We start from the raw sequence: 14,755 nt of genomic DNA, 5'->3' as shown, positions 1-14,755 counted from the left end.
AGCGTCTTTTTTTTTGCAATAATGGTACACTAAAAATGAAAGGTGGTTGATAACATGGAGAAGTGGTTGTTTTTTGATGTCGGTTTTACCTTGATTGATGAAACGCATTGTTACGAAGATCACGTCACACAATGTACCCGGCAACTAGCGTTGATGGGGATTCACGTTACTCCTGAAGAATATTACGACCAAATGATTCAAGCGTCCAAATTAGGAAAAAAACCAATTAAAACGGTTTGGGAAACGTATACTAAAACCGCAAAACCTACTTGGTCATATACAGGTGAAAAACGGTACCCAGACACGATTTCTACTTTAGAAAAGCTAGCGTCACAGTATCATTTGGGAATTATTGCAAATCAAGGAGCAGGGTTAGTTGAGCGCTTAGTTACTCATGAGATTGCGCACTATTTTAATTTGATTGTCTCTTCAGCTGAACTTGGTGTGAAGAAGCCCGCACCGGATATTTTCACCTATGCTACTCAGCAAGCACAAGTTTCTACCCATGAGTGTATCTATATTGGTGATCGTTGTGACAATGATATTGTTCCAGCCAAAAAATTAGGCTTTACTACAGTTCGTATATTACAAGGTCTAGGTCAGTATCAACCAGAAAATCAGACATTTCACTCAGATTATACTGTCAGTTCCTTGTCAGAATTGCTTGAGATTTTATAAAAGAAAGGCAGAAAAAAGCAACGTGATTCGTCTAGTAGCCTTGTAAACACAAAGAACCCTGGTCTACAACAGAGCACGCAGCCTGTAACACGGTTATCGAGTGAGATACTCCCAATTTTCAATGGTAAGAGCATTATTGGCAAATGCTGACTTAAATTCCTGCTTGAGATGTAGAAGGCTTTCCGTAGTAAGACCGATGCTGTCTCTAGGTTTTTTTCGTACACTTTAATAGTAGAGGAGTGGATGAAAATGAATAAACAAAATTGGAAATTAATTCTTGGATTAGGTGCATTGGCGCTTATTCGCCCATTTTTTAGTATTGTTGGTATTTCTGAACTGTTAGGTAAACCGTTAGTAAGCATTGGTACCACCATTTTGATTACGGTTATTTGGGTATGGGTTGCGCAAAAAACAAATGATCCAATGGTGACATTAGCAGCAACAGGGGTCACTTACGGTGTACTAGCGATTTTCTTAAGCGCAGTGTTGTCACCTATTTTATTAGGACACGTCCAAGGCCCGATTTTAAGTGTTTATTCGATAGTCAGTGTTTTAGTGACTAATTTGATTTGGGGATTAGTTGCTGGCGTTGTTGCTAAAATTCTTCAGTCAATGCGTCATTGATTGATTTATATTATAAATAAAAGAGACACAACCTCACTAGCAGGTGTGTCTCTTCGTGTTAAGAAAAGGAGATAGTTATTTTTACTAAGTGATGATCAGTTGCCTTAAATGCTGTGTTCAGCACCTGAGTCTCTTCAACTTTTAAATTATCTGAAACAATAAAACCATCGATTACATATACTTGAGAAGTTTCATAATCACCTGTGTAGGCAGCATTTAATACACGGACCGTTGGAATACGATCATCGTAGGCAAAACTAAAATGTTCTGGTAAGTCTTTTTGAGCAAATGTTCCAGCTTGCCAAATATCTGTACGAACTGTTGGAAACTGGTGACTCCCTTCGAAGGTTTGATTAAAATCGCCACCTGCAATCACATAATTCCCTTTTGCGTATTCTTTTGCTAAGAGTTGTGCAAGTTTTTTATTTTGGGCAATTTTACCTTCGCCATTGTCGTAAGCTTCTAAATGTAGATTGAAAACGACGAGTTCTTTATCACTGCCAGCAATTGGAAAACGAGTTTCTAATAATGCTCGTTTTAAGTTTGCGAGACGAACGGGCCATTTAAAAGGTACTGGCAAAGAAATACGAGAGGCCTTCGTCATATGATAGTCAGTTAGTGTCGTTAAACCACTAGCAACGCGTCCAATTGGTGGTAAAGGAATGGGAACGAAATCAACAAAAAAATTATAAGCAAAGACGCTTGGTAAGTTTAATTTCTCATTCAAATAGTTTTCTTCATCAATGTAATAAGAACGTTTCGATTGACGGTCAACTTCTTGTAATAAATTGATATCTGCGTCTGCACGTTGTAAGGTTTTGGCAATTTCTGCTAAATTAATTTGAACAAACTTTTTGTTGGGTGGTTGGACATTGGTACCTCCATCCATAAAAAAATCTTCGGTAGCACTCAGACCACCATAGCCGATATTATAAGTGGCAATGGAGAGAGGTTGCTTCTTATCAATAATTGTTTGCCCATCAATTGGAACAAGTGACTCGGTTTCTGCCGGTCGATATTCATTGATAGAAAGGTAACTAATGAGGCTGACGATGGCAAGTAAAATAAATAAAAATGGAATCGTGCTATATTTTAGTATTTTTTTCATAGTTAGGCTCCTTTGACAAAAAATAAAAAGCTTTCGTCCCCAGTAAATATTGGAGACGAAAGACTCGCAGTATCACACGTATTACTCCTCAGCAATATGTTTATTATCTAAATAGTTGATTCAAACAAAGCGCAGAAATGGCTAGAGATAACTTAGTTTTTTTACTGTTGAATATAAGCTGAGATAAGCTCAAAGGTATTTTCAATCGCTTCGACATGGGTGCGTTCCATACCATGACTACTTGCAACACCTGGGCCAATGAGTGCAGCACGGATATTTGCGCCACCAGCTAAAGCAGCAGAAGCATCACTTCCGTACATTGGATAAATATCAACGGCATAATTCAATCCTTTTTCTTTAGCGAATTGTACAAGACGAGTGGTCATTTCGTAATCATATGGACCAGAAGAATCTTTGGCACAAATCGATACATCATATTCTGTACATTCTAAATCAAGACCGATACAGCCCATATCGACTGCCAATAATTCAGTGATATTTGCTGGAATCCATGCCGCGCCGTGTCCAACTTCTTCATAGGTTGAGAAAATAAAGGTTAGATTTGTAGCAGGAATAATTGATTCTTGTTTGATTTGCTTTAATAAGCTAACTAAAATGGCGACAGAAGCTTTGTCATCTAAGAAACGTGATTTTACAAAACCAGAATCAGTGACAACGACTTTAGGATCGTAAGCAACAATGTCTCCATTTTGAATCCCTAATGCTTGAACGTCTTCTTTATTTGTGACACGTTCATCTAATTTAACAATCAAATTATCAATATCTCGTGCTTTGGTCGAGGCATCAGGAAAAACGTGGATGGACGGTGTATTCGATAAAATTGTTCCTGTATACACCTTTTCTTCGCGGGTAATAATATCACAATATTCTCCGTCTAATGTAGGGGTTAGAGGACCACCTAATTTTGTTAAAGCCAGTGTTCCATCACTGTTGATTGAACGAACCATTAAGCCCAATGTGTCAACATGGGCACTTAAACCACGAGTTTGTGTTGCATCTTTCCCTTGAATTTGAACTATTAGATTGCCTTTAGGCGTTTGAGAGGTTTCGTATCCGAATGATTCTACGGTTGTTTTAATAAAATCAATTGCGTGACGAGTATAACCAGTAGGGCTATTGATTGCTAATAATTCGACTAAAAATGAAAGTGTATCTTCTCTATTAAACATTTTTTTCTTCCCTTCTTTTAGGCTCTCTAAAACTATAGCATAACTAAAATGAAAACCCAACCAATCATACCATATTATATTTGTCAGAAAAAACGAAGAATTTTATGATAATTTGAGAATACTCTTGCAGACGGAATTTGTTACTATGAGCCTAACGAAATGAAAGACTAACTATATAAAGTCAAGTGAAAACAAACAAAATTTTCTGAATGAAAAATAGCAAATAAGTGCATCACAAATAAACATCAGAAAGACTAATTTTTTTATTACTGACGAATTTCATAAGGTTCATTCTTTGTTAGAATCGCATGAATAATATAGCATAGCTTTCTTGAAACAGCGCCAATCGCTGTAAGATGGTGTTTCCCTTCTGCTCGTTTCTTGTCATAAAAGGCTTTGAAAACTGGATCGCATCTGGAAGCAATAAGTGCCGCTTGAAACAACGCTTTTCTTAAGTAAGGAGACCCGCGTTTACTCATCACGTTGTGAGTGGCTTCATATTCACTAGATTTCGAGACAGAAGCATCGATTCCTGCGTAAGCTACTAGTTTTTTAGGATTGGAAAATTTCTGAATATCACCAATTTCACCCAAAATCGTGGCGCCAAGAACAGGTCCAATGCCAGGGACGGTCTCTATGACCGAATGAAGAGAAGCCATTAATTGTGCAATTTCTTCTTCTGTCCGTTTGATTTGTTCTTCTAAAAAACTAAGTTGATCAATCATGGAACGTAATTGAAAAACGAAGGCATCTTGTGCAAAGCGAACACCAAAAGAATGAGCTGCGACTGTTTTCAGTGCTTCCGCTTTACTTAGTCCAACACGACTTCGACTCGCTAAACGGAGTGTTTCGGCTAATGTTTCGGCAGAAACTTGATTGAATTCATCAGGGGAAGAAAACTCAGATAAGACGGCTTTGGAGGCTTTGCCAAAAATGCCAACTTTTGAAAACACCTTTTCATATTCAGGAAAGACTTGGTCTAAGACGGCAATGATTTTTCGTTTGAAATCGCCCGCTGTACCAACTAAGTATGAGCGATAACGAGTCAATTGACGTAGAGAGAAAATAGTTTCATCCGCTAAAGCTGTTTCGTTGAACGAACCATAGCGAATTAAATCGGCAATTAATACCGAATCAATAATATCGTTTTTTCGTTTACGAATTTCGGTCCCTTTTCTCCAGCCATCGGTTTGAATTGGATTGATGACATGAACAAGAAACTGTTGTTCGTCAAGAAATGAGAAGAGAGCTAACCAATAGTGGCCAGTGGCTTCCATTCCAACTAAGAAGTCATTTGTGGAATCAGAGAAAGAAGTGAGGCGTTCTAAAAGAGCGTGAGCACCGTCTAAAGAATTCGCAAAAGAAAAACCTTTAAGTAGGACTTTTCCTTCTGCATTCATGAGAGAAGCGACGTGAGATCGTTTGCCAATATCAATACCTAGATACAACATAAGCACACCTTCTTTACAAAATTTGGATTGATTGCCACTCAACTGAAAAGCGTCACTACCTTGTTCTAGATACGGAGTAAGGCATTTACCTTCAACATCTAACTCATTCGTAAACAGCTTAACAGAGAGAGGGATTAGTCTTTCGATTACGAGTTTTAAAACTCAAGGAGAAAACAATCTACCTCTCAATCCATTAAGTATATTTTCTCAAATAATTGAGTAAATACCAAATAAAAATAACAAAAGGTTCCTAAGGTTCTCCTCTAAAAATCGGAAAATTAAAACCTTAAATATAATATACAAGGAGAAAACGATGAAACAATGGAAATTTATCTTATTAAGCAGTTATAGTTTATTAATTTTGTGGGTGTTATTGTTTAAATTTTCTTTATCCCCGGAAGCAATTATAAAATCTGCTGTTAATGGTGGAAACAGAGTCATTAATTGGCTGCCTTTTATGGCCTCAGGTGGTATGAGAGAAATCATCTTGAATGGATTGGTATTTGTGCCTTTTGGTGTATTAGTAAGCATACAAGCAAGCCATCATCGTGGGTTAAAAGTATTCGGCTACAGTTTTTTATTGAGTTTAGGAATTGAAATCAGTCAATATCTGTTAGCGATTGGAGCAACAGATCTGACTGATTTAATTACTAATACGTTAGGCGGCTATGTGGGATTTATTCTGTATGGGTTATTAGCTAAAATAGTTCCTGAAAAAGTACTTGATATGATCTTGTTAATCATGGGAACTATTGCTGTGTGTGGATTTATTATTTTAATGGTGATAACTTTCAAAGTGAATCAGGTGCAACTTAATTATCTCTAGCATCACATACTGTTTGTCTAGCATCACGAGGTTGCCAACCATACTTGATTGCTTTTTGATTGGTGTGCGTATAGGTTCTGCCTAACATTGGGACAAGTGCCCGTAGCTTTTTGATGACTATTGCAGCCATTTTTAAACTGCTATTCGGTAAAACAATCGGGCGCTGGCCATAAAGGCGACTAATTTGTGCGAAGGTTAAATCGCCATTTTTTGCCAAGATTCGTTCCCCGATAGTTTCTGAATGGTTGAGCGCCAATAAATGCAAAGTAGCTAAATCACGGACGTCGGTTACTTCTAACGAAATTTTCGGCACGAAGCGTGAACGATTAATTTGATCAAGTACTTGATTGGAGGAACGATTGCTAGTTAATGTCGGTCCAAAAATAGCTCCTGGTAGAATGGTCGTTAAATGTAGCTCATATTTTTGAGCTAATTCCCATGCTTTTTTTTCGGCAAACAGTTTGGAGAGACGATACGCATTTAACTCTGGATTTGTAACATCAGACCAAAAAATTTCATCAATCAAGCCAGTTGTTTGAGCAAGTGGCGTGGCAGCAGCTTGACTGGAAGTCATGATAATTCTTTTGACACCAGCTTTATGAGCAGCCTCAAAGACATGTTCCACACCACTCACAGCTTCTGTAATTAAACGATTATCATTGGCGTTTTCATGACCCAAAGGACTAGCGACATGTAAAACCGCATCGATCCCCGCCATCGCTTCTAGCCAACCGTCAGAGCGTGTTAGATTGGTCACTACATAGGTAACTTCTTTAAAAATTTTGGGTCGTTTATCTAAATTTCTCACCGTTCCAACAACGTCATATCCTTGGTCGAGTAATTTTTTTATAAGATGGGTGGCAACAAAGCCATTGGCACCTGTGACTAATAGTTTCATTTTTTTACCTCCTAGTGTTACACTTGTTATAGATGCTATTGTAGAGAACACAAAGTAAAAAAACAAGCAAGGTAACCGCATTTGTGACAGATGGGAGAAAGTGTTATGGCAGCAACGAATTATGCAAAAAATTTAAAACAAGATAGTAAAAATTGGATTACACTCGCAACGTTAGAGTTACTACAGACAAAAAAATTATCTGAGTTAACAGTCGCTGAAGTAGCGAAAAAATCTGGCGTGAGCCGTATGGCATTTTATCGCCATTTCACTAATTTGCCACAAGTATTAACTGAATATTATGAACCAAAATTCAAAAAAATATTTGATCAAACAATTCACAAAATTAGTGAAGAACAAAAAATAAGCGACTTAGAAGCTTTTTTTACTGAATTAACGCCTGATTTTCAACGAGCAATTGTGGGGGAGTACACAACAATCATTTTTCAAATTTTTACTGAACAAATGGCCCGCTTTTATGACACGACAACGACACGGAATGAGTGGAAAAACGCTAAGCGACGGTATTGGATCAAATTTATGTCCGCAGGGATTTTTGAAGTTTGGTTAACCTGGATTCAAACAGGGCAAAAAGAGAGCCTCGCAGAAATGACACAATTAATTAAAGCATTCCACGAGTAGCATTATGTAGGAGGTGACGAATATGTGGAGGTTGTTTCAACAATTAAAAAAGCAAGCGGAGATTCAGACGATTAGTCAGCAATTGCAAATTTCTGGATGGGATGAAGCGGCTATTAACGCTTTTTTTCGTCATAGTTTGGATAACAGCCTAACTACGAGTGTTGCGAATGCCAAAAGCTATTATCAAGATACCTTTGCGATAGGCTCACCGATTTATTTGAGATTGTATCGTGCCAGTCAGTTGCCCGCTAAGGAAAAAATTCAGCTGATTTTTAATCAGTTAGAAGCAGAAATCGATGAGTATCAGTTTATGCATTTATTGTCGGACAAGTATCAGTTAGCTGATGAACTAACGCCTCATGCTACTTTTTATGCCTATTTTCGTCGGGATGTGCTACGAGCTTTTTCGACAAAGGAAGGATTAAATGAAGGAGAATTAGGAAAAAAAGTCCATTTGTTTCGGACGTATATTGATCGGCAAAATATTACTTATATTCGGACACACTTTCAAGGGACCACTGACTACGAAAAACTACTGGCTTATGGAGAAACTTTTCATTTAGCATTCGATTATACAACCGATGCACGTTACCATAATCGCTCAATGGGAGTATTTGATTATCCTAGAAATATGAAAATCCAAGTACCAAAACGCAAAACACGTTGGTTGGGACCGAATGATGCACGCATGTCGGAATTTATTGTGCAAATTAGTACAGGCGCATTTGTTAGTGAATGGGATGTTTATCGTAAATTGGCAAATGGTCAGTATGACAGTCGACCTGATCATTATTCTCCTCAGGAATTAGGAGCAGTAGCAAACACAGAATCTTTTAATTATGGGCTTTCATATGGCTCTAATTTTGATGTTTTACCTTGGAACCATTCCCATGAATATTTAGATGTTTTATATCCAGTTAATCCTGATATCCGTAGGAAAGCGTTGCGCTATTGGAAAAGTCCGGTAGCGTTAAAACAAGATGGTCCGTATTTGGATATTGTCAAAAAATCTCATGATGCTCATTCATGGCAACAAGTGCCAAAAGAAGAACGACTAAAAGTATATCAAGCGTATTGTCAGCACTGTCAAAAAAAGAAAGTTCAAGCAGGTTTTGCGAAATACCATCAGAAACAGAAAAAATTTTAGTAAAACAAATCCAAAATGGGCCTGTGACATAAGTTAATTAACAATAAAATATCCGAACAATAGAAGCTTGGCGTAACTCATTCTGTTTTGTTCGAATATTTTCGTCTTGTTTTTCCTTATGTCGCAGACCCATTTTAATTTTTGTTAATTTGTCGCCTCAAGGACCTTAATGAATTCACGCATATAATCTGGTAAATCTGGTGGTCTTCTACTGGAAACGATATGTCCATCTGAAATTGCAGGAATATCAACCCAAGTAGCGCCGGCATTCGTCATATCATCTTTAATCCCTGGTGTACTTGTGACGGTTTTGCCTTGTAAAATATTGGCAGAAATTAATACCCAACCCGCATGACAAATTTGACCAATTGGTTTTTGGTGCTCATCCATATATTGAACAAATTGGATTACCTCAGGGAAACGACGTAATTTATCAGGTGCCCAACCTCCGGGTACTAAAATTGCATCGTAGTCTGCAGGATTAACCTCATCAAATGCATAATCAGATTCAGCAGGTACGCCGTATTTACCAATATACGTTTTCTTTGCTTCTTGTCCGACTAGGTCAACCTGGGCACCTTCTTCACGTAAACGATGAACTGGATACCATAACTCTAAATCTTCGAAATCACCATCTACTAAGGCAATCACTTTTTTATTTTTTAAGCGCAAAACGATCCCTCCGTTTCTTATTTCTTATATAGTCAGTGTAACAGAGTAATACATAAATGACGATTGAAAAGATTTGCTTTTTATAATGAACTTTTAGAAAATTCATACTATAATACTATTTATTTGAATAAAAAAGGAGAATGCGTATGTCAGCTATTATCGGTGTGATGCCGTTATATGATTCAGAAAAAGAAAGTATTTGGATGTTACCAAATTATTTGCAGTTAATTGAAAAAAATGGAGGGATCCCACTGATTTTGCCATTGACGAATCAGCAAGAAACGTTGGATTATTTTATTCAGACATGCGATGGTTTTTTATTTACTGGGGGACAAGATATAGCACCAGCTCTTTATGGAGAAGCAAAGAAAGATACTTGTGGTGAAATTTGCACAGTCCGTGATGAAATGGAAGAATATTGTTTGCAGCAAGCACTTGCCTTGGATAAACCAGTGCTTGGTATTTGCCGAGGGATACAATTGTTAAATGCTGTATTGGGTGGGACACTTTATCAAGATTTACCAACAGAATATTCTCAGGCTGTCCCTCATCAAATGACCCCTCCTTATCAGCATGTACAACACGAAGTAACCATTGTTTCTGATAGTCTACTGTTTACGATCTTAGAAAAAGAACAGCTAGGAGTGAATAGTTATCATCATCAAGGAATTAAAGAATTAAGTCCTCAATTAAAAGTTGCCGCAATAGCTAGTGATGGCTTGGTTGAAGCTGTTTATATGCCTAATAAGCGTTTTGTTTTAGCTGTGCAGTGGCATCCAGAATTTTTTGAAGCCGTTACTAAAGAGAATCAACGGTTGATGCAATATTTTCTTAATGTCTGTGTCCAAGACAAAGGGGAGTAATAAAAAGACATTTCTCACTAGGTTGAAAAAGGGACACGTATCATCCATTCCTTTATGAAATGGGTTAATTGGTTTTTAGGAACATATCCTAGTGCAATTGATAGTAAGCTTAAAGTGTCATTTAGTCATATATTCAAAAGATGTTCTAGCTAAAATAAACGATTATCAACGTTGTGTCATACACGTGATATATAATGAAATCCTGCGAAATTATTATGGGGAAAGTGATTGATAACTAGTCTTTACAGGTCAAAGAAAGGTCAGTTAGCAATCAAAAAAACGAGGCTAAGTTGCTTAGCCTCGTTTTTTGTTAGTTGTTTGCTGTTGTTTGTGAAGAACGTCGAGCAAGTATTGGTAAAATTGCGCCAATTAAAATAAGCACAATTGGTGTTAATAAGTTTGAAATCATTTGGAACCACCAAGCTTTTGAACTTAAATCAAGTTCCATCTTAGGCACAATTCCTAAGATACAAGCAAAGGCAGTAAATAAGAAACACCACAAACCAATCGCAAAACCGACCTTGGGATTTTTGACAAATTTGTATTCAGAAGAATAATTTTTAGTAGCCTTATTCAACATCATATAGGCAAAGAAGACCCATAAATAGCGTAAGGGCATAACCACTGAATTTAAGTTGGTCATCCATTTAACAAGCTCTTGCATGCTACCAATACCGAAGATAGGCAAGAGAATCAATGTACTAACCAAAATACCAGTCAGCAGATAACCATTCTTAAGAGTCCCTTTAGCTGTTTTCTTTCTTAGCCACGCAGGGACATACATTGGATCTGCATCAGCTAATAAAATTTTTAATGGTGCATCAATTGAAAAAGCTAAAGCTGAAATTTGTCCAACAGTATTTGTTAAGGCATAAATAACCATTAATGAATTACCGACACCATAATATGCTCCTAATTTTTGGAAGGCGGTATAGGCTCCATTTGCCATTAAATCGCCAGGAATATTATTACTTGTAAAAAGCATACCCATAGCAACCGAACCTAAAATCGCACTTAAACCAACCATTGAAGCTAATAAAATCATGCCTTTTGGAAACTCCTTAGCTGGATTTTTGGTTTGATTGACATAAGGGGAGATTTTTTCTGCGCCACCAACTGCGAAAACTAGCATAGAAATCGTTGTAAAATATGAAAAATCAAATTTAGGAATATAAGAGCTTAACTTATTCATATCAGGTGTTGCAAATTCAATGTTTGAATGAATAGCTGGGGCACCAATGGCTAATAAAATAAATAAAATTGACATAATAAACATAGCAGTCCCAGCTAGGCCACCGATAACTTTTAGTGTAGACAAACCTTTAGTCGATAAGTAAAGAAAAATAAGAAAAATAATTAAACTGAGAATTGAAATAAGCTGCATGGGCATATCTGAAATAAAAGTTCCATCACGTTTAACTGCCCAACCTAAAGCAATTAAAATTCCTTGTGGTTTTTGTGCTAAGTATGGGATGTGGACAACCCAATATGTCCAAGCTGCATAGAAAGCTAATTTTTTGGTCGTTGTATTTTCAATCCATGAGCTAACGCCACCCGAACTATCTTTGAATGTTGACCCCAGTTGGCCAACGATTAATGCATAGGGAACGAAGTAAAGAACTAAAATAATTATCCATGACGTAACTACTGAAAGTCCCTGTTGTGCATAGTTATTCACGACATTTCCTAAGCCCCAAACCATACTAAATGCAATTAGTCCAACATTGGTCCATCGCAATTGTTTTGTAGTTGCTTCCATTTTGTAAACTCCTTAACTAAAATATAATTGTATTAAAATAACGAATGAAAAATAAGTGAATTTTATTTTTTGTTATTTTAGTACGAAGATGAATATCCTTTTCGATTATAGTCTAATCTGTAAAATCGTCAATATTTTTTAAGAAACACTCATTTTTCTTCTAATAAATGAAAAAAACAAGAATAATTTATCAGTAAATCGCTATTTTTTGCTAAAAAGACAGAAATGTTCTAATAAAACAAAAAATATACAAAGTTTACAGACTGTTTACTATATATTGACTACAAATTAATATCCCTTTGTTATTTTTGATAGGTAAAAGACAGACAAAGGAGGAAATTTTTAATGAAAAAAAGGATATTAGGATGGGGTTTAGTTAGTTGTTTAGCTATAGGTGGGATTGTTTCGACAACGGTTTTAGCAGAGAGTAACAAAAAAGAAAATACGACAGCTACAGAAACAACACAAAAGCACCCTAAAAATATTATTTTTATGATTGGTGATGGCATGGGTGTATCATATACTTCTGCTTACCGTTATTTTAAAGAAGGAAACAACAAAATTGTGCCAGAAACTTCTTTTGATAAATATTTAGTTGGTCAACAAGCGACTCATCCAGAAGATCCCGAAGAAAATGTGACGGATTCAGCAGCAGCTGCAACGGCCATGTCTGCCGGTGTAAAAACCTACAACAACGCCATCGCTGTAGACAATGATTTATCAGAGACACCTACAGTTTTAGAACGAGCAAAAGAATTAGGAAAGTCGACAGGTTTAGTTGCTACTTCAGAAATTACTCATGCAACACCAGCGGCTTTTGGTTCGCATGATGAATCACGTAAAAATATGAAGGAAATTGCTGATGATTATTTTGACGAATTAACGAATAACGAGCATACGGTAGATGTTTTACTAGGTGGTGGATCCGATTATTTTAAACGTGAAGATCGCGATTTAGTGAAAGAATTCGAAAAAAGTGGCTATAGTTATGTTGCGAATAAAGAGGAACTATTGAAAGATCATACTGAAAAAGTATTAGGTTTATTTGCACCGGAAGGGCTACCCAAAATGATCGATCGTGAAAAAAATACGCCTTCTTTAGCAGAGATGACCAATGCGGCCATTGAACGCTTGGACAAAAACGATGACGGATTTTTTCTGATGGTAGAAGGAAGTCAAATCGACTGGGCTGGTCACAGTAATGATGTGGTTGGCGCGATGAGTGAAATGCAGGATTTTGAAGCAGCTTTTGAAGCAGCGATTAAATTTGCTGAAGAAGATGGTAATACCTTAGTAGTGACCACCGCCGATCATTCAACAGGAGGGTTCTCTATTGGCGCCAATGATGAATACAACTGGTTAACTGAACCACTTCATGCAGCAAAGCGGACACCTGATTTCATGGCGAATGAAATTTTAAATGGCACATCTGCAAAAGAAGTCCTTGAAAAATATATTGACTTTGAGCTAACCAAAGAAGAATTAGCAACGGTGACCAAAGCTGAAAAAAGCCAAGAGTTAGAAGAAATTGCCGTACCGATTCGCAAAATTTTCGATGTACGTTCGAATACTGGTTGGACAACAGGCGGACATACAGGGGAAGATGTGAACGTCTATGCTTATGGTCTAAAATCAGAAGAATTTGCTGGAAGGATTGATAATACCGATCAGGCAAAATTGATTTTCAATCTACTTGAAGGAAAAGACGGCAAAGCTGAAATCACCGACAAAGACATTCCGAAAAATTAAACATTCATTCAGATAAATACTTAGAAAAACGCTACTAGTTTTTCTAAGTATTTTTTTATGCCATTGCAATTCTTGCTGTCTAAGGTACTATTTTAGGAGAGAGAAGTTGAAAGGAAGCTGAGTGACATGCAAGAATTTATTTTTATTAATGGACCAACTGGTGTGGGAAAGACAACCCTTGCTAAAAAATTACATCAACATTATCAAGGTGTATATATTGAACAACATATGATTCCCGATTTCTACAATTATTTACAAGATGCCGATCAAGCGGCCTTATTAGAAGAAAAAGTTTGTTGGGAAGCAATGTTGGCAATGGTGGAACAATTTCATAAATTGGGATTTAAAAATATTATTATTTTAGACTATGATGATTTTCGCGCAAGAGAAATTCCCAGTCGTTTTAAGGGGAAAACATTTATTTGTTTGAAATTAATTTCGAGTGACTTTGAACAAAACAAGCAGCAAATGATTCACCGAGAGCCTTCAGGGTTAAATCATTTACCAACGTTGGAACGAGGGACTAACAAGATTATGCAACGTGAGTTATTACCCAATGAATGTCTAATTGATATTGCGGGTAAGACGCCAGAAATGGTTTTTGACGAGGCTGTTTCAGTGATTAATACCTACCAACCACAAAAGGATTATACGTATTTACCACTTCCAGAAGCAGCTTTTGATTCTTGGATACAAATTAAAAGAAAACAAATGAAGGAAAGCTAATCAGTTCAATTATGCAATAATCTCAAATTTAAGACGATCAGGAACTAGACTATATTAGAAAGAAGGCATTTCGGATGAATGTAGAAATTGTACGCTTTAAAGTTTTAGCAGGGCAGTCAAAGCAAGTAGACGAATGGTTAGCATTTTTAAATGAAAATATGCAAGCAGTTTTACTTACACTGGAAAATGAAAAAATGTATGTGGAAACCATTTTTAGAGAAGTCTTGGATGGACAAGAATTTCTTTATTGGTATTCGGTGCAAGGAGCTGGTGGGCAAGAAGTGGAAGAATCGACACATTGGGTTGATCAAAAACACCTAGAATACTGGAAAGCATGTATTGATTCGACAACTAAGCCAGTAAAGCTTACCACTGAAGTCGTAATGATTCCTGATAAAATTAGACAACAGATGAATTGATTGGAG

Annotated in this window: 15 protein-coding genes; 9 read left to right on the top strand and 6 right to left on the bottom strand. The window is 36.8% G+C overall.

The genetic code is table 11. The annotated features are described in order from the left end of the window. Positions 1 to 54 precede the first annotated feature (54 nt). A complete protein-coding gene (locus tag AC4BC5_RS05910; protein WP_490497214.1) occupies positions 55 to 678 on the top strand; it encodes an HAD family hydrolase in 624 nt (207 codons plus the stop codon). Positions 679 to 927: 249 nt separating this feature from the next. Then, on the top strand, positions 928 to 1,302 hold the full coding sequence (locus tag AC4BC5_RS05905) for a hypothetical protein (RefSeq protein WP_490497213.1): 375 nt from the start codon (positions 928 to 930) through the stop codon (positions 1,300 to 1,302). A gap of 58 nt (positions 1,303 to 1,360) precedes the next feature. On the opposite strand, the gene AC4BC5_RS05900 is transcribed toward AC4BC5_RS05905, so the two are convergent. The 3 genes from AC4BC5_RS05900 to AC4BC5_RS05890 form a co-directional block, all read right to left on the bottom strand. Next, positions 1,361 to 2,410, bottom strand: a complete 1,050-nt coding sequence (locus AC4BC5_RS05900; protein ID WP_490497212.1) for an endonuclease/exonuclease/phosphatase family protein — start codon at positions 2,408 to 2,410, stop codon at positions 1,361 to 1,363. Positions 2,411 to 2,571: 161 nt separating this feature from the next. Further along, positions 2,572 to 3,600, bottom strand: coding sequence for a M42 family metallopeptidase (locus AC4BC5_RS05895; protein ID WP_490497211.1), 1,029 nt, complete (start codon positions 3,598 to 3,600; stop codon positions 2,572 to 2,574). Positions 3,601 to 3,866: 266 nt separating this feature from the next. Beyond that, positions 3,867 to 5,051 (bottom strand): IS110 family RNA-guided transposase, encoded by a 1,185-nt coding sequence (locus AC4BC5_RS05890; protein WP_490495800.1) that lies wholly within the window; start codon positions 5,049 to 5,051, stop codon positions 3,867 to 3,869. A gap of 313 nt (positions 5,052 to 5,364) precedes the next feature. Between AC4BC5_RS05890 and AC4BC5_RS05885 the strand changes: the two genes are divergently transcribed. Further along, positions 5,365 to 5,877 carry a VanZ family protein gene (locus tag AC4BC5_RS05885; RefSeq protein WP_490497210.1) on the top strand — a complete coding sequence of 171 codons (513 nt, stop codon included), beginning with the start codon at positions 5,365 to 5,367 and terminating at the stop codon, positions 5,875 to 5,877. Here the strand turns inward: AC4BC5_RS05885 and AC4BC5_RS05880 are convergent. Beyond that, positions 5,864 to 6,775, bottom strand: coding sequence for an NAD-dependent epimerase/dehydratase family protein (locus tag AC4BC5_RS05880; RefSeq protein ID WP_490497209.1), 912 nt, complete (start codon positions 6,773 to 6,775; stop codon positions 5,864 to 5,866). The genes AC4BC5_RS05885 and AC4BC5_RS05880 overlap by 14 nt on opposite strands. Positions 6,776 to 6,880: 105 nt before the next feature. Here AC4BC5_RS05880 and AC4BC5_RS05875 point away from each other — a divergent pair, with 105 nt between their 5' ends. Both AC4BC5_RS05875 and AC4BC5_RS05870 read left to right on the top strand, forming a co-directional pair. After that, entirely contained in the window at positions 6,881 to 7,414 is a 534-nt protein-coding gene (locus tag AC4BC5_RS05875; protein ID WP_490497208.1) for a TetR/AcrR family transcriptional regulator, read from the top strand. A 22-nt stretch (positions 7,415 to 7,436) separates the two neighbouring features. Continuing rightward, positions 7,437 to 8,561 (top strand): DUF3114 domain-containing protein, encoded by a 1,125-nt coding sequence (locus AC4BC5_RS05870; protein WP_490497207.1) that lies wholly within the window; start codon positions 7,437 to 7,439, stop codon positions 8,559 to 8,561. A gap of 144 nt (positions 8,562 to 8,705) precedes the next feature. Here the strand turns inward: AC4BC5_RS05870 and AC4BC5_RS05865 are convergent, their stop codons facing one another. Further along, complete coding sequence (locus AC4BC5_RS05865; protein WP_490497206.1) at positions 8,706 to 9,233, bottom strand: type 1 glutamine amidotransferase domain-containing protein; 528 nt, start codon at positions 9,231 to 9,233, stop codon at positions 8,706 to 8,708. 146 nt (positions 9,234 to 9,379) lie between these two features. On the opposite strand from AC4BC5_RS05865, the gene AC4BC5_RS05860 reads away from it, so the two are divergent. Continuing rightward, positions 9,380 to 10,096 (top strand): gamma-glutamyl-gamma-aminobutyrate hydrolase family protein, encoded by a 717-nt coding sequence (locus tag AC4BC5_RS05860; RefSeq protein ID WP_490497205.1) that lies wholly within the window; start codon positions 9,380 to 9,382, stop codon positions 10,094 to 10,096. A gap of 310 nt (positions 10,097 to 10,406) precedes the next feature. On the opposite strand, the gene AC4BC5_RS05855 is transcribed toward AC4BC5_RS05860, so the two are convergent. After that, positions 10,407 to 11,855: an amino acid permease gene (locus tag AC4BC5_RS05855; protein WP_490497204.1), complete on the bottom strand. Its 1,449-nt coding sequence runs from the start codon at positions 11,853 to 11,855 to the stop codon at positions 10,407 to 10,409. Positions 11,856 to 12,200: 345 nt separating this feature from the next. Between AC4BC5_RS05855 and AC4BC5_RS05850 the strand changes: the two genes are divergently transcribed. The 3 genes from AC4BC5_RS05850 to AC4BC5_RS05840 all read left to right on the top strand — a co-directional run bounded on the left by AC4BC5_RS05850 (position 12,201) and on the right by AC4BC5_RS05840 (position 14,749). After that, a complete protein-coding gene (locus AC4BC5_RS05850) occupies positions 12,201 to 13,604 on the top strand; it encodes an alkaline phosphatase (protein ID WP_490497203.1) in 1,404 nt (467 codons plus the stop codon). A 126-nt stretch (positions 13,605 to 13,730) separates the two neighbouring features. Continuing rightward, positions 13,731 to 14,330, top strand: coding sequence for an AAA family ATPase (locus tag AC4BC5_RS05845; protein ID WP_490497202.1), 600 nt, complete (start codon positions 13,731 to 13,733; stop codon positions 14,328 to 14,330). 74 nt (positions 14,331 to 14,404) lie between these two features. Continuing rightward, positions 14,405 to 14,749 (top strand): DUF6176 family protein, encoded by a 345-nt coding sequence (locus AC4BC5_RS05840; RefSeq protein ID WP_490497201.1) that lies wholly within the window; start codon positions 14,405 to 14,407, stop codon positions 14,747 to 14,749. The last annotated feature ends 6 nt before the right edge of the window (positions 14,750 to 14,755 follow it).

The organism is Enterococcus sp. AMC2644 (assembly GCF_058216475.1).
This window is presented reverse-complemented; position numbering and strand designations above follow the sequence as displayed.

What these genes read in the sequence shown, in the direction of transcription:
- AC4BC5_RS05910 (WP_490497214.1), top strand. Translation starts at nt 55, where the DNA reads ATGGAGAAGTGGTTGTTTTTTGATGTCGGTTTTACCTTGATTGATGAA.
- AC4BC5_RS05905 (WP_490497213.1), top strand. Translation starts at nt 928, where the DNA reads ATGAATAAACAAAATTGGAAATTAATTCTTGGATTAGGTGCATTGGCG.
- AC4BC5_RS05900 (WP_490497212.1), bottom strand. Translation starts at nt 2,410, where the DNA reads ATGAAAAAAATACTAAAATATAGCACGATTCCATTTTTATTTATTTTA.
- AC4BC5_RS05895 (WP_490497211.1), bottom strand. Translation starts at nt 3,600, where the DNA reads ATGTTTAATAGAGAAGATACACTTTCATTTTTAGTCGAATTATTAGCA.
- AC4BC5_RS05890 (WP_490495800.1), bottom strand. Translation starts at nt 5,051, where the DNA reads ATGTTGTATCTAGGTATTGATATTGGCAAACGATCTCACGTCGCTTCT.
- AC4BC5_RS05885 (WP_490497210.1), top strand. Translation starts at nt 5,365, where the DNA reads ATGAAACAATGGAAATTTATCTTATTAAGCAGTTATAGTTTATTAATT.
- AC4BC5_RS05880 (WP_490497209.1), bottom strand. Translation starts at nt 6,775, where the DNA reads ATGAAACTATTAGTCACAGGTGCCAATGGCTTTGTTGCCACCCATCTT.
- AC4BC5_RS05875 (WP_490497208.1), top strand. Translation starts at nt 6,881, where the DNA reads ATGGCAGCAACGAATTATGCAAAAAATTTAAAACAAGATAGTAAAAAT.
- AC4BC5_RS05870 (WP_490497207.1), top strand. Translation starts at nt 7,437, where the DNA reads ATGTGGAGGTTGTTTCAACAATTAAAAAAGCAAGCGGAGATTCAGACG.
- AC4BC5_RS05860 (WP_490497205.1), top strand. Translation starts at nt 9,380, where the DNA reads ATGTCAGCTATTATCGGTGTGATGCCGTTATATGATTCAGAAAAAGAA.
- AC4BC5_RS05855 (WP_490497204.1), bottom strand. Translation starts at nt 11,855, where the DNA reads ATGGAAGCAACTACAAAACAATTGCGATGGACCAATGTTGGACTAATT.
- AC4BC5_RS05850 (WP_490497203.1), top strand. Translation starts at nt 12,201, where the DNA reads ATGAAAAAAAGGATATTAGGATGGGGTTTAGTTAGTTGTTTAGCTATA.
- AC4BC5_RS05845 (WP_490497202.1), top strand. Translation starts at nt 13,731, where the DNA reads ATGCAAGAATTTATTTTTATTAATGGACCAACTGGTGTGGGAAAGACA.
- AC4BC5_RS05840 (WP_490497201.1), top strand. Translation starts at nt 14,405, where the DNA reads ATGAATGTAGAAATTGTACGCTTTAAAGTTTTAGCAGGGCAGTCAAAG.